The organism is Bacillus sp. SYZHCR11 (assembly GCF_057196865.1).
Map to the genome: position 1 here is coordinate 1 of NZ_JBXUND010000004.1, position 24,136 is coordinate 24,136.

Here is a 24,136-nt window from a genome sequence, read left to right on the forward strand (position 1 = left end):
GCACATCGCTGTGCGATTTATTTAAAACTTTGAATTAACAGGTACGTTTTGTCTTGTTTAGTTTTCAAAGATCATTATAATGGAGCGGGTGATGAGAATCGAACTCACGACATCAGCTTGGAAGGCTGAGGTTTTACCACTAAACTACACCCGCATTTGAATTGGCGCGCCCGAGAGGAGTCGAACCCCTAACCTTTTGATCCGTAGTCAAACGCTCTATCCAATTGAGCTACGGGCGCTTATCAGGCGACTTAACTATCATACTACCAATCAGTTATGATGTCAAGTGTTATTTCATTTCTTTTCGAAGTCTTTTTTCTCGACCTCATTTATTATACACGCTTTCGAGAATTTGTAAAGTCTTTTTTTAAAAAGATCATTTTCTCATTTGTCGTTATCGCTTTGTTCATCAGCGACGTTTAATAATATACCACGCACTTTAAATTAGGTCAACACTTTTACGAAACTTTTTTCCCGCTTATTATTCCCTTCTATATAATAAATAAAAAGCAGGATTCCCAGGAACCCCGCGTCTATTCAGATTACCCGCTCACCTCGGCTTCTGCGCTATTACGATCTGTTTTTTCATAGGTACGGAAGTTTTGTTCAAGCTGTTCGAGCGAAAGACCTTTCGTTTCCGGAAGGAACCTTTTCACAAATATAACGGACGCTATCCCTAACAGGACAAAAATGAAGAAGGTTGCAGACAATCCGATGTTTGCGAGCATGACCGGAAAAGTTAAACCAACAATGAAGTTCACGATCCAGAGGCAGAAGACAGTGACCCCCATACCAAGCCCCCGCAATCGCAGCGGGAATATCTCCGACAGCATCAGCCAGGTCACCGGAGAGACAGCCCCCTGCTGAAACGCAAGGAAAGTGACTGTTAATGAAAGAACCACATAAGGAAGAGCAGGCGATCCTTTCAGCACGACAGACAGAACTCCGATCAAAAGCAGCACCGCAGTCGTTCCGATCAGCCCCGTCATCAGCATCGGGCGGCGGCCGACTTTGCCGAGAAGCCATATTCCCACAAAAGTCGCGAGCACCGAAACCACACCGTTAGCGATATTGCCGATTAATGCGGCTTTTGTCTCAAAACCGGCATCTTTTAAAATTTGAGTTCCATAATACATAATTGAATTCACGCCGGTGAGCTGCTGCACTACCGCAATTCCGATCCCGATAAACACAATGCGGCGCACCCACGGAACGGCAAGATCCTTAAAGGTCGCCTGCTCCATCTGAGCTTCCTTATGAAAGGCAGATTCAATCTCAGCGAGCTCAGACTTCGCTTTCTCTTCATTCCTTATTCGCCGGAGAACGTGCAAAGCATCTTCTTTTCTTCCTTTAGAAACCAGCCAGCGCGGACTTTCAGGAACTTTCAGCATACCGAAAAACAAGAATACCGCCGGAAGGGCCGCGATAACGAGCATATAACGCCAAGCGTGAGAGGTATCACCAAGCACATTGCCGATGATAGCATTACACGTGAAGGCAAGCAGCTGGCCCGTTACAATCATCAATTCATTTTGGGTAACCATTCTCCCTCGGCTTTCCGCCGGCGACATTTCAGCCAAATATGCCGGAACGGTTACGGATGCTCCCCCGACGGCAAGCCCCAGCAGAAAACGGGAGATGATCATAACCGATACGTTAGGCGCCAGTGTACATCCAAGCGTCGCTGCAAAGAACAAAACGGCAAGGATAAGGATATTTTTACGTCTGCCGTTATAGTCCGACAATCTCCCTCCGAAAACCGCGCCGATCGCAGCGCCCAAGAGCAGGGAGCTCGCCACCATCCCTTCAGTCAAAGCGGTAAGATTAAGCTGGTCAGCTTCCGCCATAAACGGCAGCGCCCCATTAATCACACCGGTATCGTAGCCGAAAAGAAGCCCCCCGAATGTCGATACTAAAATGATGGTTCTCAAAAATGAATGCTGGCTGCTATTTTTATTCATCTTCAAATCCTCCTAGTTTTTACACAGAGATAATATCGGAATATTCAGTTATCAATATTTACACCTCTAACGTCTGCATACAAGGTCTGACCGTCCAAAACAGTTATATAAGAAGAAAATGTTCCGAAAGCGTTATCATTTATAGTGATTATTCGCTCTCCCCCTCTCGTCATATTGTTATTTTATAGTTACTTTGTAGTGAAGTTATAATGATATTATTGGTACTTATGTTAATATCATAATTTTAAAAGCGCTTTCAGTCAATAAATATTTCAGAAAATTTTATAACTCACCTTTATATTACCTATATATAATCAATTTTCGTTTTATATCAATTTATTTTCATAACATACTCAATGAATTGCCCCTATTATAATCAATAATTGATTACATATTGAAAACCCCCAACTGCTGATTGGGGGTTTTTGTTTTATTCTTCGTTTATTGTAACAATCGTTCTCCCTCTCGCTTCTCCTTTTAAAAGGGCAGGAAGCGTATCCGGCAGCTCTTCAAGAGTAATTTCCTTTTGAATAAAGGCCTCCAGATCTGCAGGCTTGAAGTCATCAGCTAAACGCTGCCATGTTTTCTTTCTTGTCTCCATCGGACAGAATACGGAATCAATTCCCAAGAGACTGACGCCGCGCAATATAAACGGAAAGACTGTAGCCGGGAGTTTCGTTCCCGCTGTCAGTCCGCTCACAGCAACTGATCCGCCGTACTGAATCTGACTGAGAACTGAAGCAAGCGGCTCACCTCCGACCGGATCGACGGCCGCTGCCCATTTTTGTTTTTGCATTGGTTTTAACGTGCCGTTATACACTTCGTCACGGTGAATGACCGTCTTTGCTCCGAGGCTCTTCAAATACCCGCTTTCTTCTTCTTTTCCCGTACTGGCCTCGACCTCATAACCTAAGGTTGAAAGAATGGAGACGGCAAAGCTTCCGACGCCGCCTGTCGCTCCCGTCACCAGCACCTTCCCTTTTTCAGGAGCGGCATGGTTTTCTTCAAGACGCTGGACGGACAATGCGGCAGTGAAGCCGGCGGTTCCGATCGTCATGGCTTCTTTAAGTGTCAGACCTTCAGGCAGCGGCACGATCCAATCTGCCGGAATGCGGGCCATCCCGCTATAGCCGCCAAAATGGGAAACGCCTATGCCGTAGCTTGTCGCAATGACTTTGTCCCCTTCTTTAAAACGGGCGTCATCTGAAGAAACGACGATTCCTGCTAAATCAATTCCCGGCACGAAAGGATACGAGGTTACGATCTTGCCGTCAGGAATGGCAGCCAAGCTGTCTTTATAATTCACCCCTGAGTAGCAAACCTTAATCAGCACTTCACCCTCGGGAAGGTCCTGAACCGCCAGCTCCCGTACGCTGACTGAAAACCGGTCTTCACGCTGATCGACTACTAACGCTTTAAATTGATCTGTCATCACTACGTCTCCTTAAAATGAATTGAATGGCTTTGGAAAAGCATAAAATAAGTTTGATTTGTTTTCAAATGTCCTGCCCTGTGTAGTATGATCAAAAGTAAAAACAGCGAAAGAGTGGTTACGCATCATGTCTGATAAACAAAACAAAGATAACAAAAACAACAACAGCAATCAGCCATTACCGGACATTATTCATACCGCCGTTTTCAAGGCGCCGATACAAGTTGTCTGGGATACGGTCTCTACGGCGGACGGCCTGTCTCTCTGGTTTATGCCGAATGATTTCACACCTCAAGAAGACAGTGAGTTTCAGCTGGAATCTCCGTTCGGTCCGTCTCCGTGCAAGCTGCTGGATATTGAAGCGCCGTACCGCCTTTCTTTTTCGTGGGATACGGAAGGCTGGATCGTCTCTTTTGTCTTAAAGGAAACGGAAAGCGGAGATACGGAATTCACTCTCATTCACGGCGGATGGAAAGAGCCGGAAGCCGTCATCAATAAAGTCAATCGGAAAAGCTCCGAGATTCACAGTACGATGGATCAAGGATGGAACGGGCTTGTCAACACGAAACTTCGCGGGGCGGTTGAGGCTTAACACAAAAGGACGGACACGCTTTCCGTCCTTTTTTTGATGCCGATACATAAAAACTGACTTTGCAAAGACACTAACAGAAGAACCGAAAACTTCTTTCAGGGGGCGCTGTTTATGTATTATTACAAAGAAGAGCTGATCAATATCATTAAACCGGACAAGCCGGACCCGGCCGCGGCCAAGGTGCTTCAGGAAATTTTAGGCGGGCATTACGGGGAAATGCGGACGATGATGCAATACTTTTTCCAAAGCTCTAATTTCAGAGGAAAAGAAAAGCAGTTCCGCGACCTGCTTCGCGGCGTATTTTTAGAAGAAATTGCACACGTTGAGCTCGTCCAGCATACGATTAATGCGCTGCTGGATGAAAGCGGCGCTGAGGGCGCCGGAAATCAGGCAGCAGATCAGGCGCCGCTAGACGAAGCGGTTAAACACGCCAATCCGCACCATTATATTATCGGGGCGCAAAGTTCTCTTCCTGCCGATGCAAGCGGCAATCCATGGAACGGGTCTTGGGTATACAACCACGGGAATCTGATTTCCGATCTATTGGACAATGTCGTGCTGGAATCAACCGGCGTGCTGCAAAAGACGCGCATTTATGAAATGAGCTCAAACCAGACGTTCAGAGAAACACTCGGTTTTCTGATCGTCCGTGACAACGCCCATCAAAATGCATTTACAAAAGCGCTGGAAACACTGGGTGTCGAATGGGGCAAATTATTTCCCGTGCCGAATTATGATATTGAAAAATACCCGGAATGCCGGAAATTCGTTGAAATGGGTTATCATAATACCCAATTTAATTTCAGACTGGATCCGACACGGATCGGAGAAATTCTGCAGGGAACGACGCCGAGCCGAAACGGCGGCAAATTAAGTGTGTCAGAGCCTCCTAAAGGTTTCCCCGTCCCGGAACTTCCCGAGCTTCCGAATGAGCACAGCCCCGGACTGAAAGATATGAACTTGTAACAAAAAACGCCTGTTTCGGGCGTTTTTTGTTTTTCTGAATATGAGGTTTGAATGTGTTCAAAACGGGGAATATAAGCCGGGAGATCTTGCCATACGGCCGTGATTTTGATGTGAGCAAATTTCTGTACATACTTCGTTTCGAAAGTTGTCCTAATTTTCCAGCCGGCCGGCTGGGTATGTTTGAATGATAATGGGAATTATGTAAAGAGAACAATGTCTTTTTTAAGGAGGCAGCGAATGTCTAAGCAAGGAAACTTCCAGAAAACTATGTCACTTTTTGATCTTATTTTAATCGGCATGGGAGCCATATTCGGTTCGGCATGGCTGTTTGCCGTCAGTAACGTCGCCTCTAAAGCGGGCCCGTCAGGCGTTTTTTCCTGGCTGATCGGCGGGGGAATCATCTTATTGATCGGCTTGGTTTATGCGGAACTGGGCGCCGCGCTGCCGCGGACCGGGGGAATTATCCGGTATCCCGTATATTCACACGGACACCTGGTCGGATATTTAATTTCCTTTGTCACCATTGTGGCATACACGAGTCTTATTTCTATAGAAGTCACGGCAGTCCGCCAATACGTGGCGTATTGGTTTCCCGGTTTGACCGTAAAAGGCTCTGATTCTCCGACAATTGCCGGATGGATATTGCAATTTGCGCTGCTCTGCCTGTTCTTCCTCCTCAATTACTGGAGTGTCAAAACCTTTGCGAAAGCAAACTTCATTATTTCGATTTTTAAATATGTCGTACCGATTACGGTAATTGTTGTACTGATTTTTCATTTTCACCCGGGCAATATGACCGTTCACGGATTCGCGCCTTTTGGTTTCACCGGAATTCAGGCCGCGATTTCCACAGGCGGCGTCATGTTTGCATACCTTGGGCTGCATCCGATTGTGGCTGTCGCGAGTGAAGTGCAGAATCCGAAGCGGAACATTCCGATTGCATTGATTGTTTGTATTATCGTTTCTACTATTATTTACACCGTACTGCAGCTCACTTTTATCGGGGCGATCCCGGGGGATACCCTGAAGCACGGATGGCCGGCTATCGGGACTGAATTCTCCCTTCCGTTCAAAGATATCGCCGTCTTGCTCGGTTTGGGGTGGCTGGCGACATTGGTCATTTTAGATGCGATTTTATCACCGGGCGGTAACGGAAATATCTTTATGAATACGACTTCACGTCTCGTCTATGCCTGGGCCAGAAACGGAACATTATTCAGCATTTTTTCTAAAGTCAACAAAGAAACCGGGACACCGCGTGCCTCCCTTTGGCTTTCGTTCGGTCTGGCTGTTTTTTGGACGCTTCCGTTCCCTTCTTGGAACGCTCTTGTTAACGTATGCTCCGTCGCATTGATTCTGTCTTATGCGATTGCGCCGATTTCTTCTGCGGCGCTGAGAGTCAACGCAAAGAACATTAACAGACCGTTTTATTTAAAAGGGATGAGCATCATCGGGCCGCTGTCGTTTATTTTTACCTCTTATATTGTATATTGGTCCGGATGGCGCACCGTATCCTGGCTTCTCGGTTCTCAAATTGTCATGTTTCTGATCTATCTCTGTTTCAGTAAATATGCTCCCAAAGATGATGTCAGCATACGCCAGCAGCTGAAATCAGCATGGTGGATCGTCGGCTTTTATGTCATGATGCTGATTTTCTCCTATCTCGGCTCGTTCGGCCACGGATTGGGCATTATCAGCAATCCGCTTGACCTGATTCTGATCGCCATCGGTTCGCTCGGTATTTATTACTGGGCAAAATATACAGGTCTGCCGAAGGCTATGATCGACAGTGATAAATGACGAATGCCGGAAAGAAGTATGGTCTTCTTTCCGGTATTTTTATGTTAAGGGATGACAAAAAAGCGAACATGCGATAAAATGAATGACAGTCATTCATAAAAGGAGGAACCCCTCTATTGGCAAAACAAAGCTCGGGAAAATACGAAAAGATCCTGCAAGCCGCGATTGAAGTCATTTCTGAAAAAGGATTAGACAAAGCATCCATTTCAGAAATCGTCAAAAAAGCCGGAACGGCCCAAGGTACGTTTTACTTATATTTTTCTTCTAAAAACGCACTGATATCCGCGATTGCAGAAAACCTGCTCGACACTACGCTGGACAGAATAAAAGGGAAAACGGACGGTTCTGAAGATTTTTGGACGTTGCTGGACATTTTGGTAGATGAGACATTTCACATCACCCGGCTTCATAAAGATATTATCGTTCTCTGTTATTCCGGTCTTGCCATCGATCATTCAATGGAGAAATGGGAAGCCATTTATCAGCCTTATTATTCCTGGCTGGAAGGCATGATCAATACGGCCATTGAACAGGGTGAGGTCATCAGCGGCATTCATGTCAGATGGACGGCCAGAACGATTATCAACGTTGTCGAGAACGCGGCTGAACGGTTTTATATCGGCTGTGAACAGGATGTCGATCTCGAAGTATATAAAAAAGAAATATTCAGCTTTCTCAAAAGAAGCTTGCAGAAATGATTGGCGGAGACCGATCATTTTTGACCGCCGTAAAAATGACTGACATTCATTCATAACTGAGGTGACTGTATCATGTATTGGCTGCTTGTATTGATAGCCGGATTGTTAGAAGTAGTTTGGGCGTCCGCCCTGAAGCATGCGGATTCGCTCTTTGATTGGATTGGTATTTTCCTTTTGATTGCCGTCAGCTTTCTGATGCTGATCCGCTCTTATAAAAAAATTCCGATGGCTGCCGCATATACCGTTTTTGTCGGAATAGGCACCGTCGGCACATATGTAACGGGCGTCATTTTAGGCGAATCGTTTTCAATCGGACAAATATTCTTTTTGGCTTTGCTGTTGTCCGGCATTTTAGGAATGAAGGTATTTACGAAAGAAACTGAAACAAGGGGTGAACATTAATGGCATGGCTGCTGTTATTTATTGCCGGAGCGGAGGAAGTTGTAGCGGCCGTTGCCATGAAACATATTGACGGTTTTAAAAAAAAGTGGCCGCTGATTGTCATGGTAACAGGCTTTATGCTTTCATTCTTTTGCCTTTCCGGAGCGATGCAGGTTCTTCCCACAGGTGTCGCGTATGCGGCTTGGACCGGCATGGGAAGCATCGGCGTTTCGGCCGTAGGCATACTTTGGTTTAAAGAAAAATTCAATCTGTCACAATTGGTGTCTCTGGGGCTTATCCTCATCGGTGTCATCGGCTTAAAACTGACAGCGTAACGGCCTGAGACAGCTTTTTAAATAAAAAACAAAGGACCCTAAACGGGTCCTTTGTTTTTTTATGCTGTTTTGATCTGTTCCGCTTTTCCCGCTCCGACTCCGAAAATGAAAATCAGAACAGAGACTGCGATCAGCATGAATAACGGAACCGTCCAGCCGTGCGTGATGTCATGCAGCAAACCGAATACAAGCGGCCCGAACGCAGCAAGCAGGTATCCGAATGACTGGGCCATGCCGGAAAGCGCCGCGGCTTCATGAACATGCCGGGTCCGCAGGCTGAAGAACATCATCGCCAGACTGAACGCACAGCCTCCCGCAATTCCGATCAAAATGACCCATAGCGGAGTGAGAGCCGGGCTTCCGAAAAGAACGCCGGCAATGCCGATAAGGAAAAATAAAGCCGTCAGTCCGGCGAGTGCGCGCTGATTTTTCATTTTAGCGGCAGCGATCGGCACGATAAAAGTAATCGGCAGGACTGAGAATTGCATTAATGAAAGCATCCATCCCGCCTTACTTGAGCTGAGTCCATTCTGCTGAAGAATTTCCGGCAGCCAAGCGATGACGGTGTAAAAAATAAGGGATTGCAGCCCCATGAACATCGTTACCTTCCAAGCCAGCGGAGACCGCATCAGACTGTTTTTTTTCTCTCCGTTTGTCCCAGTCGTGCGGACGGGCAGTTCGCGTCCTCGCATTTGCGGAATCCACATGACGAACGCAATAAAAGAAAGGATAGCCCAGCAGCCGAGCGCGCCTTTCCAGCCTACCCCCGCTGAAGAGGCGATCGGCACGCTGATGCCGGATGCAATCGCGCCGCACAGATTCATAGAAACCGAGTAGACGCCGGTCATGATGCCTAAATTTCCGGGAAACTTATGTTTAATGAGACTCGGCAGCAGGACGTTGCATACGGCGATCGACAATCCCAACAGGATCGTTCCGAAAAAGAGAGTGCCGATTCCGGCGATGGAGCGCAGCAGAGTTCCGGCTGTCAGGACAATTAATGATGACAGTAAGACAATCTCGGTCCCGAAGCGCCGGGACAATAAAGGAACAAACGGCGACAGACATGCAAAGGCCAAAAGCGGCACTGTCGTAATGGTGCCGGCAGCCGCATTGGTCATGCCGAGGCTGTCCCGAATTGAGGAAACGAGCGGTCCGACCGATGTCAGAGGCGCTCTGAGGTTGGCCCCTATCAATATGACTCCGATGACCAGCAATATCAGTTTTTTACGCTGACTTGCTTGCAGAACTTGATGTTCGTCTTTAATTTTCATGTTCATCCTCCATGTGTATTGTATCTTTAAATACTGTGATGTATTGGTTGACGGCCTCCATGGCCTGATCCGGTTTCTGTCCGATAATTGCGGCGGCAAGCTGGGTGTGGATCCGGATAGCAGGGGTGATTTCCAACAGGTTATGGACTGACGCACAAAGCGCCTCCGTCATATGCTCGTATAGATCAGAAAGCATATTGTTATGGGCCGCCTGTACAATTGTTTTGTGCAGCTTAATGTCGGCTTCGGCATACCGTTTTCGATCTTCATTTTGCAAGGCCGCTTCACATTCATCCAAGCATGCCTTCAGTGCTTTCAGGTCTTCGTCATTACGCCTTTCCGCCGCCAATCGTGCAGCTTCTCTTTCGAGTGCGTATCTGACTTCTAATGTTTCAAGCAAATTTGATTTTTTAATATGGCGGTAAAATGCCGCGCCGAGAACACTGGATGAGCTGACATACGTACCGCTCCCCTGCCTTGTCTGAAGCAGGCCGGCATGTACGAGCGCCCGAATGGCCTCACGCAACGTGTTTCGGCTCACATCAAATTGCTTCATTAAATCCAGCTCAGGGGGAATGCGCGTCCCGACCGGCCATTTATCCGATTGAATTAACGATTCAATTTGCGCCACCACTTGTTCTACGAGCGACAGTCTGCTTGTTTTGGATATCTCCATCAAAACACCTCTGAAATTTGTAGGATGATTCTATCATTGGGTAATATAACATAAAAGAAGCGACGATGTAAATCAGCGGCAACAAAAAAAGAGTGAGTTTTTCTCTCACTCTTCGGCGCTTTTATGAACGTTTTATATTGACTGAGGTCACGACAAACTTGTCATGACGGTGGCGGGAAAATGAATATTCAAAGGGAGTGCCGTTGTCCAAAAAGCCTACATGCTCGACTTCAAGTATCGGGTCATCCGGCCGGCAGCCGAGATATTGCTGATCCATATCATCCGACTTGCACGCTCTGATTTTTCTGTGTGTGCCCGCGATTTTGAGCTGCAATCCCCGCGTAATATGATCGTAGATGGAATGGTTGAGCACCTCGTCATTAATGCCGGGTATAAGGCTCGCCGGCATGTACGTTTTTTCAAGAACGTACGGTTCGCCTTCAACGATTCTGAGCCTCACTACATAATAGACGGGAGTCTTTTCATCGATAGCCAAATGTGCGGCGACATCTTGAGACGGAAACTGCACTTCAAACCGGATGACCTTGCTCTTGATATTTTTGCCTTTTAACAAATTGCTTAAGCCGAGAATTTCGTTGCTGACTACGTGAACGTGCTCATCCTGCATGGCTGATTGAATGATAAATGTGCCGTGCCCTCTTTTTCTGAAAAGCATCCCTTCAGCCGCAAGTGTATCAAGCGCCCGCTTCATCGTCATCCGGCTGCACCCGAACTCCGCAGCGAGCGTCTTTTCATCCGGGATCGGCTGATCTATGTCATATACACTGCTTTTAATCCTCTTTCTCATTTCGTTGGCGATTTTTTCGTACTTATTCATCGGTTTCCTCCGGCTGTGTAATGTTTGATCTGTATAGACTCCTTACGGTTATCATAAATTTTTTTCCCTGCTTCATCAATGACGTTACAGCCGCCGATATTGAAATTGAAAGGATTTCCTCGAATTTTCTATGGAATCTCCCTCACTATTATGGTAGAATTTTTTGCAGAAACGGACACAACCGAATATTGCAATATATTGTATAACCTCAATGATATGGTTTGAGGGTGTCTACCAGGAACCGTAAAATCCTGATTACAAAAATTGTCCCGTACACTTTTTGTAATCAGGATTTTTTATTTTCTAAAAAATAAAAAAAGGAGTATCTGTACATGAATTTCAAAGTATTTCTGCTTGCAGCATCTACCATCGCAGTCGGATTGGTTGAATTAATTGTGGGCGGTATTCTTCCGCAAATCGCTTCCGACTTAGATATATCCATTGTCAGCGCGGGGCAGCTGATCAGCGTGTTTGCGCTCGGTTACGCGGTATCCGGCCCGCTGCTTTTGGCAGTGACGGCAAAGGCTGAACGAAAGCGGCTTTATTTAATCGCACTGTTTATTTTCTTCCTAAGTAATCTGGTCGCTTATTTCAGTCCCAATTTCGCCGTTCTTATGGTGTCACGGGTGCTCGCTTCCATGAGCACAGGGCTGATTGTCGTCCTTTCTTTAACGATTGCTCCTAAAATCGTGGCGCCTGAATACAGAGCGCGGGCGATCGGCATCATTTTCATGGGGTTCAGCTCCGCAATCGCTTTAGGCGTGCCTGTCGGCATTATCATCAGCAATGCCTTCGGATGGCGTGTTCTGTTCTTGGGAATCGGCGTATTATCTCTCATTTCCATGCTGATTATCAGCGTCTTTTTCGAAAAAATACCTGCTGAAAAAATGATTCCGTTTCGTGAGCAGATCAAGACGATCGGGACCGCCAAAATTGCCAGCGCACACCTTGTCACCTTGTTTACATTGGCGGGGCATTACACACTCTATGCCTACTTTGCGCCTTTTTTGGAAAGAACGCTTCATTTGAGTTCCGTTTGGGTCAGTGTATGCTACTTTTTGTTCGGTCTGTCAGCGGTATGCGGCGGCCCGTTCGGAGGCTGGCTGTATGACCGTTTAGGAGCATTTAAAAGCATCATGCTTGTGACCGTTTCTTTCGCTCTGATCCTGTTTATTCTTCCGCTGACAACGGTTTCTTTAATCATTTTCCTGCCTGCGATGGTGATCTGGGGATTGCTCAGCTGGAGCCTTGCGCCGGCGCAGCAAAGCTATTTAATCAAAATTGCGCCTGAGTCTTCCGATATTCAGCAAAGCTTCAACACGTCCGCTTTGCAGATCGGCATCGCGCTCGGGTCAGCCATCGGCGGCGGCGTGATCGGACAAACCGGTTCTGTCACAGCAACAGCCTGGTGCGGCGGTTTGATTGTCATTATCGCTGTCGCGTTAGCTGTATTCTCTTTAACGAGACCTGCCTTGAAAAGAAAATCCGCATAAATGTGAGACCGCAAAAAAGCCAAAGGAGTTCCTTCGGCTTTGGCGGTCTTTTTATTTTGCGGCAGCAAGCTCGTCTTCTGTCACCCATTTATGATTGGTTACTTTTTGGCCGCCGTCAGTCGGTGTATAGTCGACCATATAAACGGTTGTCTTTTTGGCTGAATCAATAACGGCTTCGGCACCCTTCATGCCTTTCATATGGGATGCCTCGATCACGGCCTTGTCACCCGGTTTTAACGTTTTATCACCGGCGCCCTTCAGCTCTTCCTGAATGACCCATTTGTGATCTTCGACGCGCTTTCCTCCCGTTTCCGGAGTGTAAGATACACTGTAAACCGTTGTATCATAAGCACCTTTTACGGTTCCTTGCGCATTTTTCATGCCTTTCATATGAGAAGCTAAAATCATGACGTCACTGCCGACTTTATAAGTCGGATTTTCGGCTTTCTTTAAACCTTTCGGCACCTCGGATGAACCTGAGTGATTCATGTCTTCGTGAGAGTGCGTTTCTTTGTCTTTCGCTTTTTCGCTTCCTCCTGAAGATTGACCGTTGCATCCGGCAAGCGCCAGAACGGGGATCAGGAGAAACATGCTGAATAAAAATAGTCTCGCTTTCATTTCAAGAACTCCTTTGCCTTTTTGATTTTTCATTTTCCCTTTCGTTTCTTCGGTAAAACAAAAAGATGGCCTGTCATTTCTCCTAATTCTTCAACTCTCTCTTTATTGCCTTTTATCAGGTGAAATTGTTCACAAAATGTACACATTAATAGAGATGCAGTATAATTTAATTATCAGATAATAGGGGGAACTCATCATGAAAACGAAGGTTTTTGCGGTGGTATTGGGCGCTGTTTTAATGATTGCGGGGTTGGTTTTGGCAGAAGTTTCGCTTTATATGGAATACATCACAATGGTCGGAGCTATGATTTTTTCTTCTATATTTATGTCAGAGCCGAAAAGAAAATTTCGCGTCATTAAAGGGGTTTGACTTTTCTATTACCGCCGTCTTCTCAGGACGGCGGTTTTGTTTTGCATGTCAGTCAGTCTATCCGCAAAGCCGTTTCTTCTGTGCCGTCCTGATATAAAACGAAATGCGGGGCAGTTTGTGCTTTATCACCTGTAAATTCAATTTCAAGCGGCAGCGCCCTGACAAAATAACGGGTTTCCGTCATTGGGAATAATTCGAATGGTGTCTGCCCGTCTATTGCAAGATACAATCGGTTTTCTTTTACCGTCACCGATGCATGTGTGTCATCCTGAAATGAGTAATTGCCGGTAAATCTGCTGTAAATCGCAGGATCGATATCTGCTTTTTTCTGATCCGCCGGACGTTTCGGAATCACGTACGGCTGATCAAATAAGATGTTTACGGCCGCGGCAATCACAGCTTGTTCAAATTGATACGATTGTTCCATATTGCTGAGATAAATCAGTGTTTTGTTCTGGTCAATATACCGGATCATCAGAGTTGAATAGCCCGGCCAGCCTCCGTCGTGACTGATAACCTTCCCTTTTTGGGCGCTGTTTTGAATCATCCAGCCAAATCCGTATCCGAATTGCTCTTCTTCATTCCAATAGCCCGGTGTAAACGCTTGATCTTTAGACTCTTTGCCGATGATTTCTTCCTTATAAAGAGCCTGATCAAACAGATATAAATCTCTAATAGTGGAGTTAACGGTTCCGTCACCTTGAATCCCGTCAAGAAAGACGACATAATCGGTTTCCTCAAGTTCATCCGGCAGCACATATTCTCCGGAATGAACATCATACACATAGCCATATGCATAGTTTGGAATGTTTTCTTTACTCAGCCTTCTGTTATAAATCCGCGTATCGTGCATACGAAGCGGATGAAATACGGCTTGTTTCATAAATTCAGCAAAACTCATGCCTGATACAATTTCTATAATAACCGCTAACACCGCATACCCCGTATTACTGTATAGCCACTCCTTGCCCGGCGGGAAATAAGCATCCGGTTTATGCTGCTTAAGCATATCGATCACATCTTGATTAACGGCAATTCTGTCCCGGTCCCAATGTGTTAAAAATAACTCCATATAGTCCGGCAATCCTGACGTATGATGGAGTAAATGCCGAATGGTAATGCCCGGATAAGGAAAATCAGGAAGCCACGGCTCTATCATATCGTCATAACGCAGCTTCCCTTGCTGCTCTAAAATGATAACGCCTAAAGCTGTAAACGGCTTCGATACTGAGGCCAATTCAAAGACCGATTGGTCATTCAGCATCCTCTTTGTTTTCAGTTCCGCAGCGCCGAATGAACCCTGATATAAGATGCGGCCGTTTTCCGCTGCCAATACAGCTCCGTTTATTTCATGTCTTTCGTCTAAAGTGCTGAAAAGCTGTTCAAAAGCTTGTTTTTTCTTATCGTTCATTTCACGAACCTCCATATACAAGCTGATTTACTCTTTTATACGAACAGCCGCTTTAGAAGTTTCAATATTTTTCCTTCCCGGAACACCAGTCAGTAAACTGCCGTTCAGGCAGCCGCGGAGGTTTAATGAAGGTCTTTTATTCGCACAACACTGTGCAGGCTTCGAACTCAACATGCTTCTCGTCTTTTTTTGCGCCGGCAATTTCCATAGTCGAAAACATCGCACAGACGACGGCTTTGTATTCGTTCATGACGGTTTGAATTTCAATCAGAAACCGTTCGGATGAAGCGGCGTATTCCGTTACGTATTCTTTCATTTTGCCGATAATATCATCTGCCTGACGGATGAAGCCGGCCGCCTCCAAGTCACTCTCAAACTGGTTTTTGTTGATCATATGAATATGCATTTTTCAAGGCCCCTTTCAGCAGCGTTTTATGGTTATATCCACTGTAAAGGACAGGCTTGGATAAACTTTTAATAAAATATGAACAAAATATGAATTGGCTCATCGGCCTGACCGGCGGGCTTTCGGCTGTGCTCCGTTTCATTTGGACTACCTGAAATAATGACTTCTTTACTCTATGAAAAACAGCTCATATATGATCTAATACCAGTAAAATGAACGTTAGGAGGCGGCCTATGTCAGCAGCAGGAAAACGGCAAAAATTTTGGGTCATGGCGATGCTTATAGCGGTCTTTGCCGTGTTTGTTTTCTCTTTTTCCGAGAATCATTCACAAAAGAACTGGCACACGGCGGTTGACCAGGCGTCAGTGAATGTCTTCGGCCAGCAGATCTTTGAAAAAGACCGTCTGGCAAAAACACTCAACGCACATGAGGCAGAATCTCTTCTGACTCTTGTGAAACTTGCAAATGAAGAACATCACATCATCTAAAAGCCATTATAAAAAGCCTGTTTCCCTTTGGCAGAGGAAACAGGCTTTTTCCATGTATTATTGAGCATGTTTTTGTTCAATAAACCGGTCGATCCGGGCCAGAACATCCTTCATGTCCATACATTCTTTAAAGCTTTCATTAATGGCTTGAATGCCTTGTTTGTATTTTCCGTTATGCAGCACTTCTTCCGCGGCAAGCTTTACCTTTTCAGCGCTCACTTCATCTTTTTGCACTGTACAGCCTGCATCCAATTCAGTCAGGCGGCGCGCAACCATCGGCTGGTCTTTATCATGCGGAATAACGACCAGCGGCACTTGATAATGAATGCCTTCATTTACACTGTTCATTCCGCCATGCGTGACAAACACGTCGGCCTGCTCCAGCACTTCAAGCTGCGGCACGTACGGGGCGATGATAAAGTTTTCCGGCGCCTGTTTGATTTTCGACAGATCGGCTTTTTCCCCGGCGGCAATGACTACTTTTCCTTCAAAATCTGAGAACGCGTCTATGCACAGATTGAAAAACGCTTCCGTGTCCCCGAGCACCGTCCCCATTGAGATATAAATGACTTTTTCATTCTTTAATGAGTCAATCGGGAAGTCGACGCGCCCTTTTCTCTTCGGAAAACTCGGACCGATAAATAAATACTCATCTCCGAATGTCTCACTTTCGGGCTGAAAATATCTGCTTGTATAGACGACGTTCAATTCACCTGTGTTGTTCATAAATTGAACCATGCTGTCAGGGGCGACACCGTATTTGTCTTTCATCTCCGCCAACAGCTCTTCACATTCCCTGTCCGGCTGAAACGGCACGCCCGATTCCGGATGGAGCGGCAGTATTTTCAGACGGTCTTCATTGAACAGGAAGGATGCTGAAGAAGAGATGCCGGGAATGTTGAGATAATCCCGCACCAGCTCTCCCGCACCGAATTTATCATAATAGACGGCGTCGAATTGAATGTCCTCTGCCAGCCGCTGCACAATATGTAAAATCTCCAGTGACGTTTTGATATGAACCTTTAAAAATGCAAGTATGCCGGACGGACTGCCGGGATCAATGGGTGTCATTCTGAGCAGATCGCTATGAAGATGAACTTTCGCTCCTACTCCTTCCAGTCTGCTTTTGTATTTTTCCGTTGAGATATAATGAACGTGATCGCCCCGTTCGCTGAAGGCCTTTGTCATACCCAAAGTCGGGTTTACGTGTCCTTCTGCGGGAAAATTGATCATCAGAATATGTTTCGCCATTTTTCAAACTCCTTTGCCTTTTTTGCGTCTCTTCCATACCCATCATAAATGACGCGGAAAAAATCATGCAAGGAACATTCGTCAGGTCTTTATGACGGTTCGATGACATCGGCAAAAAAAGACAAGGCTTTTCACCTTGTCTATCGTGATGATTCGTCTGTTTCACCCGCTTTGAGCACACCTTTCAGATGTTCTTCATCATGCTTGAGATGCTCCGTCATATATTGCACGGCTTTTGTTTTATCGCCCTTTTTTATTTCTTCAAAGACTTTCCGGTGCTCATGCAGGATAACCTCCGCACGGTCATCTCCTTTAAAATTAAGAACTCTGCAAAAATGAATCAGCACATTGACATGCTCAAGCAGCATGGCCAGCCGGCTGTTGCGGCTGAAATCCACAAGGAGCCGATGAAACGACTCGTTTAAGGAAATAATCTCAGTCTCTTTGACGCCTTTATTGATGGCTTCTTCCGTCTCCCGCAGCTGTTTTTCAATGAGGTCAATTTCACTCTCAGCCGCTTCATCAATAACCAGTTCGACCGCCAATGATTCAAGTGACATTCTGATTTGATAAATCTCTTCAACATCCTTAACGGACAAAGAATAAATGACAAAGCCGTTTCGATCGTCTGCCGTCAGAAGCCCGTCCTTTTCAAGGAGCCGCATGGCTTCTCTGACCGGCGACCGGCTGACTCCGAAATCCTTCGCCAGCTGAGTCTCATTCAGCCGTTCACCCGGTTTAAAAATCCCGTCAAATATCATTTTTTTCAATTGGGAATAAAACTGCAGATAATACGGGATTGGCTTATCTAATTTAAAATTATCCATCTTTCCTACCTCTTCATACAATTTAGGCCTTATTGTTACCAAGATCATATAACAGTTTATCTATGGAAGCAACATTCCAGAGCTTGTCAGCATAACGGAGGTGGCGTAATATGGAATTATAGCGAACGACGGTCGACGGTCTTCCGTAAACCGAAAACAATTCATTCAGAGGTGACGGAAACATGAAAACATACAAGATTGCCAGCATACCGGGGGACGGTGTGGGGAAAGAAGTCGTTCCGCAAGCGGAGCGGGTGTTGAACGCGATCGCCGAATTACATGGAGGCATTGCCTTTGATTTCACTTCATTTCCGTGGAGCTGCGAGTATTACTTGGAGCACGGGACTATGATGCCGGATGATGGATTAGAAACGTTACAGCACTTTGATGCTTTGTTTTTGGGAGCGGTGGGGAATCAAAAACTCGTCCCCGATCATGTTTCGCTGTGGGGGCTGCTCATCAAGATACGCCGGGAATTTGAACAGGTGATTAATGTACGGCCGGCGAAGCTCCTGCCGGGAATCACTTCCCCCCTCGTAAACCCGAAAGATTTTGATCTGATAGTCGTCCGCGAAAACAGTGAGGGCGAGTACAGCTCTGTCGGCGGCAGAATTTATCAGGGTGAGGACGAAATCGCCATACAAAACGCGGTCTTTTCCCGCCGGGGTACAGAAAGAGTGATGCGGTATGCTTTCGAACTGGCGGCAAGTCGGCGGAAACACGTCACAAGCGCGACGAAATCAAACGGTATTGTTCACTCGATGCCGTTCTGGGATGACATCTTTAAAGAGGTCAGCCGGGAGTACGCCGGGATCGAGACGGATTCCCAGCACATCGATGCACTGGCGGCCTTCTTTGTCACGCAGCCCGAACGCTTTGATGTCATTGTCGCTTCGAATCTGTTCGGAGATGTGCTGACAGATATCGGCGCGGCGATTATGGGAAGCGTCGGAATCGCTCCCGCAGCCAACATCAATGTAAACGGCAAATATCCTTCCATGTTTGAGCCTGTTCACGGCTCCGCCCCGGATATTGTCGGAAAAGGAATAGCCAATCCTATCGGCCAAATATGGACGGCGAAATTAATGCTCGATTCATTCGGAGAAGAGGAACTGGGCCATCTCCTCTTACAATCTATTGAAACGGTCACAAACAGCGGTATTCTGACTCCTGATGCCGGCGGAAAACATTCAACGGAAGATGTCACTTCCGCTATTATTTCTCAAATCAAGAACAGATAATACGAAAAAACCGCGGGCAGGAAAACTGCACAGCGGTTTTTTCGTCTCAGACGGGACGGAGCGCGCAGAAACAGGCCGATTCACCTGTGAAGCCCGCAATACGGCCTGATTGATCCTTTTCTACAGAAAAAAACCGCTGTATATCACAAGGAGCATCCAGCATCTGTTTTTCCAGTAATGCGGCTTTCTCTTCAGTCAGGCTTGCCCGTTCACACCAGACGGTAAATTGAAATGGTTTCAAAAAGCAGACAGCGGATTCAATCCGGAAGCCGGCTGTCTCCAGAAAACGAAGCCATTCTGTTTTTTTCCACGCCCGAAAGTGGCTCTGATCCCGTTTCTTTTCAATGTCATTATAAAAATGGTCATATTCATCCTTTTCAGGTGCGGTATTGTCAATGAGAAGCAGTCTGCCGCCCGGTTTGACAACCCGAAACGCTTCATGAACAAAGGCTCTGACATCGGGAAAATGATGCGCCGCGATTCTGCATGTGACGATATCGAAAGCAGCATCGGAAAACGGCATCTTTTCAGCATCGCCTTTTTCGAATGACACGTTCGTCCATCCGTTTCCGGTTATAAATGCTTCAGCGGCTGCTAACATTTCTTCCGTGAGGTCATATGCGATAACAGAGCGTACGAGAGGAGCGAGAGCGTTAGCCGTATGTCCGCCTCCCGTCGCGATATCCAGCACGTCCATATGCTTTTCGGCACCGGAAGCTGAAATGAGATATGCCAAATCCTCTCCTGCGGCGTATCCGGGACTAGTTACATATTTCGCGGCGTTTTTAGCAAATTGCCGCTGCGCCTGCTGTTTAATTGAATCCTCCATTATACTTGGGCCCCCTTTTCTTTCTGCTTGCTGCCTTAATCAAAATAAACGGGTTCGTCCGGATGTTTGAGATATGCGAACATCTTTTTAATCTGACTTTCCGTATTGCGGGCTTCAGATAGCAGCGGCAGTTCCGTTTCCGCAAAAAAGCCGGCCGCGCTTGTTTCCGTTCCCTCCCTGAGCCGGCCGCCGATGATCTCGCATCGGATAAACACTTTGTAAACGTGGGCGGCGGACGGCGGGTGGGAATGGCATTTCTTATCCATTACAGCTAACAGTTTAACGGGCTTTACGTCGATTCCCGACTCCTCTTTTACTTCTTTGACAGCGGTCTCGCCCGGTGAAATCCCGATATCAGCCCATCCGCCCGGCAGCGCCCATCTGCCGTCGCTTTTCTCTCTTACCATTAATATGCTCTGATCTTTAAAAACTGCCGCTCTGATATCAACTTTCGGAGTGGGATAGCCCGTGTCACCGGCGAATACGTCTTTGATGATGCTTTTGTCGATGCCGGTATGTTGCGCCATGATATCCACGCTTATTTTTCTTATTTCTTCAAATCTCTCAATATCATATATGTCTTTGGAATAAGCCAGCCCCGCTTGCGCCGCGGATTGAAGCTGTTTTGCCCATTCAAGCCATTTTGGCTCCATTTTTTCCACCGCCCGTTATGTTAATTAAACGAAACCCGAATTGCACCTTGAGAGTACCCCGTTTCTGCTCCTTGTTTTCTGTTTATGGCGGAGCGAATCCTGCCGGGAAATCAGAAAAAGCCATTCATTTGCTGAATGGCTTTTTTTCATTTTCTATTTTTCTTTCATGACGAGAACGACGCCTGAAACAATAAGGGCCGCCCCGATCCAGAAGGTTCCTCCGATCGTCTCTCCCAGCAGCAGCCAGCCGAGCAATGTCCCGGAAAGCGGCTGAAAGAAGAAAAACAGACCGCCGCTTGCCGCATTCAGCAATTGTAATCCGCGATTCCAAAGCATGAACGCGCAGGCGGTTGAGATCACACCCAGATATAAAAGTCCGCCCCATATCTCAGGCCGGGCAAGCTGAGACAAAGGAATCTCCCGAAGCGGGCCCGCTGTAAACGGGGTCAGGATGACAAATGCGACGCAAATGGAATACGTTGTGACGACAAGCGGTGAGTAATGGCCGGGAACCCGTTTCATCAGCACGGACATCAAAGCCCATGTCAGCGCCGCAGCCAGAAGCGAGAGACCGCCGAACTGGCTCGACATATTGAGATCTCCGTTCCCCACAATGAGCAATACTCCGATCGTCGCCAGCCCTGTCGATATTCCTTTTTTCAGCGTTAACCGTTCTTTCAAAATCAGCCGGGCAAATACAACCATAAATGCGGGAGTGGATGCCGTAATAATCGCACCCATCTGCGCGGTTGATAATTTCGTGCCGATTTCCTGCGTGACGATCGAAATCGTGTTGCCGATCAATCCGATCGCAGCGATCAGTAATAAATCACGTTTATGAACTTTCCAGGATTGGCGTGTAAATAAACTGAGAATCAAAAGCGAAAAAAGCGCCACCGCATATCTCAGCCATACCAGTTCAAGCGGCGGAATGACCGCTACCACTACTTTAACGACGACATACATACCGCCCCAGATACTGGCGGCCAATGCCAAATAAATCGAACCGAACAATGTATTTTTCAATTTGATGCACCCTCCGTTATCATATTAGGTCACGTCATATGCCCTAACGGAGAGAAGCGCAGTCACTTTCCTCCATTAAGGGCGGAGAAGTGCTGCCGGTACATCATGTTCAAATAAGGGCGCTAGAAACATATCGTTTTTCACCTCAATTGCAATCTGATTTTTCTCATTATACAAGGTTTGTCAGAAGACGTAAACGAACGGCGGCATCGGCTTTATCGATTGCGGACTTGCAGCTGGATTCTTGTGATCTGATTGTCAAACCCGTCCGCCACAACCTCATCAAGCAAATATTCTTCATATGCATAATCGCCCATTTCCAGCCCATACTCTTCAATAAACTGCATGATGCTGCGGTAAGCCGCTTCCGCTTCATCCCCTATTTGGTACCCGACGGCATAAAGCCCTTTCGGCTTGATATGGAGGTCATTATTCTCTATGCCTTCTTCTGTCTTCATATAAAAATGGGTGTAGTTGTAGAATTCTTTTTTCAGAATCTGCTCCCGCGCAAACAGTCCGCCGACCGGATGCCCCTGATCGAGTTCATGTACCCGCATATAGCGGATCAATTCGGAAATGGCCGCAGTGTATTGCCGTTCTGGCAAATGGAGTACGGGTCGTCCTATCATAAGTGTCTCTTCATCTAATCGCTGCAATGAGACGGAGGAGAAGTCTGTCTCCAAAGCTTGTTCGGTCAGCTTCACCTTTGTCTGAATCATTCTTTGCAGGTGCTCCAGCTTTTTGATTTTGCTTTCGATTTCTGATGATTTCTCTTTTAAAAGCGTGATGATACCCTCAGGGGTTTTGTCTGTTAAGAGCGGTTTGATCTGCTTCAAGGGCACGCCGACCTCCTTAAACAGACCGATAACCTGGAACAGTTCGAATTGATGATAGGAATAGTATCTGTATCCGTTCGCTTTTTTGATTTCCGGAGAAAGCAGGCCGATCTCGTCATAATGAAACAGGGTTTGTTTTTTTACGTGGCACAGTTTTGCAAATTCACCCGTTGTGAAGTATTTTCTGACGTCTTCGCTCATAATGCCTCCTTGACTATACGGTAACCATATCCTTTATGATGATCATTGTATCCGAGAGAAGGCTGATTCACAAATGGCTTACGCAATGAAAGCTTTACCGTCTCAGAAAAAGCAGAAGAGGAGTATCAAGTATGACGATTGAAATCAGAGCAGTCACGGAAGAAAACCGTGCCGATTTACTGGCGCTTCATGTAAGGGAAAGCCAGACTTCATTTATTGAAACCGCGGAAGAGTGCTTACAAGATGCTGAGGATTGCCGGCATTATCAGCCGGCCGGTCTTTATGTTAACGGGGAATTGGTCGGCTTTGCCATGTACGGATGGTTTCCGGAATATGATGAGGAAAATGAAAACGGCAGAGTGTGGCTTGACCGTTTTTTTATTGATGAACGTTATCAGGGACGTGGATTGGGCAGGCTGTTGCTTGATGCTCTTATCCGCCATCTCGTTCGAATATATGAGTGCAGACGGATTTATTTAAGTCTGTTTGAAGATAACGTGCACGCATTGCGGCTTTATCAAAAATTCGGCTTCTTATTCAATGGAGAGCTGGACTCAAACGGGGAAAAAGTGATGGTGAAAGAGCTGTAAACCCTCTGTATAAAAGCGATTCGGCTTCTTGCCAATCCCTCAAATTTGAGGTAACATAAAGATAATGGACGACGGTCGACGGACGACGATCGATTGTTAAAAACCTGATAAAGCGGATCTGAACATGGTGATCAGGCATCTAAATGGAGGAGAAGATTGTGCTTATTATACTCGTTATGTTCCTTCTCGGGATTATTCTAGGGTTTATCGGCGCGGGGGGAGCCGGTTTTGTCATTGCACTTTTAACTATACTGTTTCACGTACCGATTCATACGGCTTTGGGCACCTCCCTCGCCGGAATGGCTTTCACAAGTTTATCGGGGGCTTTCAGCCACTACCGTGAAGGCAATATTCAGATGAAAATCGGCCTCATCGTCGGCGTTTTTGCGGCATTCGGTTCGTTTTTCGGGGCAAGGCTTACTTCCCTTATCCCTGCAGATTTGCTGCATTACTTGACGGCGGGCATGCTGTTTTTATCCGCTCTGCTTATTTTAGTCCGGTTATTTATTGTAAAAGAAACACATGAAGATTCCGGACGGCAAAGCAATCTGAACATATGGGTGAAAGCCGTTGTACTCGGTATCATCGCAGGAATCTTGTCCGGAACGTTCGGGATCGGCTCTGCCCCTTTCATCCAGATCGGCTTAATGATTCTTTTGCGCTTATCCATCCGCCAGTCGGTCGGCACCACCATGCTTGTCATTATCCCGCTTGCGGTCGGCGGAGGACTCGGTTATGTGACGGAAGGATTTGTCGATTATATACTGTTGGTCAAAGTGCTGATCGGCACGATGTGCGGCGCATATGTCGGAGCGAAATTCACCAACCACGTGCCGAAAGTCATTCTGAAATCAGCCATCTTTTTAACACCGGCCATCGCCGGTCTCATGCTTTTATTTTAAACTGAAACGGGAGGCGGCCGCATCCCGTTTTTTTCTGTTCT

General features: G+C 46.5%; 26 protein-coding genes, 2 tRNA genes and 1 riboswitch. Of the genes, 12 read left to right on the plus strand and 16 right to left on the minus strand.

The features are described from left to right. Positions 1–80: 80 nt before the first annotated feature. The 4 genes from AC2CGA_RS14705 to AC2CGA_RS14720 form a co-directional block, all read right to left on the minus strand. Positions 81–154, minus strand: a tRNA-Gly gene (locus tag AC2CGA_RS14705). A gap of 8 nt (positions 155–162) precedes the next feature. Beyond that, positions 163–239, minus strand: a tRNA-Arg gene (locus tag AC2CGA_RS14710). A 303-nt stretch (positions 240–542) separates the two neighbouring features. After that, positions 543–1,961: a sugar porter family MFS transporter gene (locus AC2CGA_RS14715; protein WP_139885518.1), complete on the minus strand. Its 1,419-nt coding sequence runs from the start codon at positions 1,959–1,961 to the stop codon at positions 543–545. Positions 1,962–2,391: 430 nt separating this feature from the next. Then, positions 2,392–3,393: an NADPH:quinone oxidoreductase family protein gene (locus AC2CGA_RS14720; RefSeq protein WP_003156015.1), complete on the minus strand. Its 1,002-nt coding sequence runs from the start codon at positions 3,391–3,393 to the stop codon at positions 2,392–2,394. A gap of 127 nt (positions 3,394–3,520) precedes the next feature. On the opposite strand from AC2CGA_RS14720, the gene AC2CGA_RS14725 reads away from it, so the two are divergent. The 6 genes from AC2CGA_RS14725 (at position 3,521) to AC2CGA_RS14750 (ending at position 8,165) form a co-directional block, all read left to right on the plus strand. Then, positions 3,521–3,985, plus strand: coding sequence for an SRPBCC family protein (locus AC2CGA_RS14725; RefSeq protein ID WP_003156017.1), 465 nt, complete (start codon positions 3,521–3,523; stop codon positions 3,983–3,985). A 111-nt stretch (positions 3,986–4,096) separates the two neighbouring features. Then, a complete protein-coding gene (locus AC2CGA_RS14730) occupies positions 4,097–4,951 on the plus strand; it encodes a manganese catalase family protein (protein WP_069013115.1) in 855 nt (284 codons plus the stop codon). 237 nt (positions 4,952–5,188) lie between these two features. Beyond that, the gene (locus AC2CGA_RS14735; RefSeq protein WP_003156021.1) at positions 5,189–6,751 is read left to right on the plus strand and encodes an APC family permease; all 1,563 of its coding nucleotides are present in this window, start codon (positions 5,189–5,191) and stop codon (positions 6,749–6,751) included. Positions 6,752–6,867: 116 nt separating this feature from the next. Continuing rightward, a complete protein-coding gene (locus AC2CGA_RS14740) occupies positions 6,868–7,449 on the plus strand; it encodes a TetR/AcrR family transcriptional regulator (protein WP_003156022.1) in 582 nt (193 codons plus the stop codon). A 72-nt stretch (positions 7,450–7,521) separates the two neighbouring features. Next, complete coding sequence (locus AC2CGA_RS14745; protein WP_003156023.1) at positions 7,522–7,851, plus strand: DMT family transporter; 330 nt, start codon at positions 7,522–7,524, stop codon at positions 7,849–7,851. Then, entirely contained in the window at positions 7,851–8,165 is a 315-nt protein-coding gene (locus AC2CGA_RS14750) for a DMT family transporter (protein WP_003156024.1), read from the plus strand. Before AC2CGA_RS14745 ends, AC2CGA_RS14750 begins: the two co-directional genes overlap by 1 nt. Before the next feature lie 59 nt (positions 8,166–8,224). On the opposite strand, the gene AC2CGA_RS14755 is transcribed toward AC2CGA_RS14750, so the two are convergent. The 3 genes from AC2CGA_RS14755 to AC2CGA_RS14765 form a co-directional block, all read right to left on the minus strand. Beyond that, a complete protein-coding gene (locus AC2CGA_RS14755; protein WP_014304460.1) occupies positions 8,225–9,439 on the minus strand; it encodes a CynX/NimT family MFS transporter in 1,215 nt (404 codons plus the stop codon). Continuing rightward, the gene (locus AC2CGA_RS14760) at positions 9,429–10,115 is read right to left on the minus strand and encodes a FadR/GntR family transcriptional regulator (RefSeq protein ID WP_003156026.1); all 687 of its coding nucleotides are present in this window, start codon (positions 10,113–10,115) and stop codon (positions 9,429–9,431) included. Before AC2CGA_RS14760 ends, AC2CGA_RS14755 begins: the two co-directional genes overlap by 11 nt. A 121-nt stretch (positions 10,116–10,236) precedes the next feature. Continuing rightward, the gene (locus AC2CGA_RS14765; protein ID WP_014304459.1) at positions 10,237–10,953 is read right to left on the minus strand and encodes a GntR family transcriptional regulator; all 717 of its coding nucleotides are present in this window, start codon (positions 10,951–10,953) and stop codon (positions 10,237–10,239) included. Positions 10,954–11,131: 178 nt separating this feature from the next. Continuing rightward, positions 11,132–11,231: riboswitch (purine riboswitch) on the plus strand. A gap of 54 nt (positions 11,232–11,285) precedes the next feature. Here AC2CGA_RS14765 and AC2CGA_RS14770 point away from each other — a divergent pair. Further along, positions 11,286–12,446, plus strand: coding sequence for an MFS transporter (locus AC2CGA_RS14770; RefSeq protein WP_015388619.1), 1,161 nt, complete (start codon positions 11,286–11,288; stop codon positions 12,444–12,446). 51 nt (positions 12,447–12,497) lie between these two features. Here the strand turns inward: AC2CGA_RS14770 and AC2CGA_RS14775 are convergent, their stop codons facing one another. Further along, positions 12,498–13,064 carry a YdhK family protein gene (locus AC2CGA_RS14775; RefSeq protein WP_024084955.1) on the minus strand — a complete coding sequence of 189 codons (567 nt, stop codon included), beginning with the start codon at positions 13,062–13,064 and terminating at the stop codon, positions 12,498–12,500. 196 nt (positions 13,065–13,260) lie between these two features. Here AC2CGA_RS14775 and AC2CGA_RS14780 point away from each other — a divergent pair, with 196 nt between their 5' ends. Next, entirely contained in the window at positions 13,261–13,434 is a 174-nt protein-coding gene (locus tag AC2CGA_RS14780; RefSeq protein ID WP_003156030.1) for a hypothetical protein, read from the plus strand. Positions 13,435–13,486: 52 nt separating this feature from the next. Here AC2CGA_RS14780 and AC2CGA_RS14785 read toward each other — a convergent pair whose 3' ends face one another. Together AC2CGA_RS14785 and AC2CGA_RS14790 are read right to left on the minus strand one after the other, a co-directional pair. After that, positions 13,487–14,845 carry a serine hydrolase gene (locus tag AC2CGA_RS14785; protein WP_032857015.1) on the minus strand — a complete coding sequence of 453 codons (1,359 nt, stop codon included), beginning with the start codon at positions 14,843–14,845 and terminating at the stop codon, positions 13,487–13,489. A 136-nt stretch (positions 14,846–14,981) separates the two neighbouring features. After that, positions 14,982–15,251: a hypothetical protein gene (locus AC2CGA_RS14790; RefSeq protein ID WP_015388621.1), complete on the minus strand. Its 270-nt coding sequence runs from the start codon at positions 15,249–15,251 to the stop codon at positions 14,982–14,984. A gap of 233 nt (positions 15,252–15,484) precedes the next feature. Between AC2CGA_RS14790 and AC2CGA_RS14795 the strand changes: the two genes are divergently transcribed. Next, the gene (locus tag AC2CGA_RS14795) at positions 15,485–15,739 is read left to right on the plus strand and encodes a hypothetical protein (RefSeq protein ID WP_032857014.1); all 255 of its coding nucleotides are present in this window, start codon (positions 15,485–15,487) and stop codon (positions 15,737–15,739) included. Between the two features lie 57 nt (positions 15,740–15,796). Here the strand turns inward: AC2CGA_RS14795 and AC2CGA_RS14800 are convergent, their stop codons facing one another. Next, positions 15,797–16,990, minus strand: coding sequence for a macrolide family glycosyltransferase (locus AC2CGA_RS14800; RefSeq protein WP_025853703.1), 1,194 nt, complete (start codon positions 16,988–16,990; stop codon positions 15,797–15,799). A gap of 140 nt (positions 16,991–17,130) precedes the next feature. After that, entirely contained in the window at positions 17,131–17,817 is a 687-nt protein-coding gene (locus AC2CGA_RS14805) for a GntR family transcriptional regulator (protein ID WP_060386780.1), read from the minus strand. Between the two features lie 182 nt (positions 17,818–17,999). On the opposite strand from AC2CGA_RS14805, the gene AC2CGA_RS14810 reads away from it, so the two are divergent. After that, entirely contained in the window at positions 18,000–19,058 is a 1,059-nt protein-coding gene (locus AC2CGA_RS14810; RefSeq protein ID WP_024084951.1) for a tartrate dehydrogenase, read from the plus strand. A gap of 46 nt (positions 19,059–19,104) precedes the next feature. Here the strand turns inward: AC2CGA_RS14810 and AC2CGA_RS14815 are convergent, their stop codons facing one another. The 4 genes from AC2CGA_RS14815 to AC2CGA_RS14830 form a co-directional block, all read right to left on the minus strand. Beyond that, the gene (locus AC2CGA_RS14815) at positions 19,105–19,887 is read right to left on the minus strand and encodes a class I SAM-dependent methyltransferase (protein ID WP_024084950.1); all 783 of its coding nucleotides are present in this window, start codon (positions 19,885–19,887) and stop codon (positions 19,105–19,107) included. Between the two features lie 35 nt (positions 19,888–19,922). Further along, on the minus strand, positions 19,923–20,540 hold the full coding sequence (locus AC2CGA_RS14820) for an NUDIX hydrolase (protein ID WP_024084949.1): 618 nt from the start codon (positions 20,538–20,540) through the stop codon (positions 19,923–19,925). 153 nt (positions 20,541–20,693) lie between these two features. Further along, positions 20,694–21,566 carry a DMT family transporter gene (locus AC2CGA_RS14825; RefSeq protein ID WP_025853708.1) on the minus strand — a complete coding sequence of 291 codons (873 nt, stop codon included), beginning with the start codon at positions 21,564–21,566 and terminating at the stop codon, positions 20,694–20,696. Positions 21,567–21,781: 215 nt separating this feature from the next. Next, positions 21,782–22,603 carry a MerR family transcriptional regulator gene (locus AC2CGA_RS14830; RefSeq protein WP_024084947.1) on the minus strand — a complete coding sequence of 274 codons (822 nt, stop codon included), beginning with the start codon at positions 22,601–22,603 and terminating at the stop codon, positions 21,782–21,784. Positions 22,604–22,734: 131 nt separating this feature from the next. Here AC2CGA_RS14830 and AC2CGA_RS14835 point away from each other — a divergent pair, with 131 nt between their 5' ends. Beyond that, the gene (locus AC2CGA_RS14835; RefSeq protein ID WP_188155768.1) at positions 22,735–23,193 is read left to right on the plus strand and encodes a GNAT family N-acetyltransferase; all 459 of its coding nucleotides are present in this window, start codon (positions 22,735–22,737) and stop codon (positions 23,191–23,193) included. Between the two features lie 158 nt (positions 23,194–23,351). Further along, positions 23,352–24,095 (plus strand): sulfite exporter TauE/SafE family protein, encoded by a 744-nt coding sequence (locus AC2CGA_RS14840; RefSeq protein ID WP_003156052.1) that lies wholly within the window; start codon positions 23,352–23,354, stop codon positions 24,093–24,095. Positions 24,096–24,136: the final 41 nt, after the last annotated feature.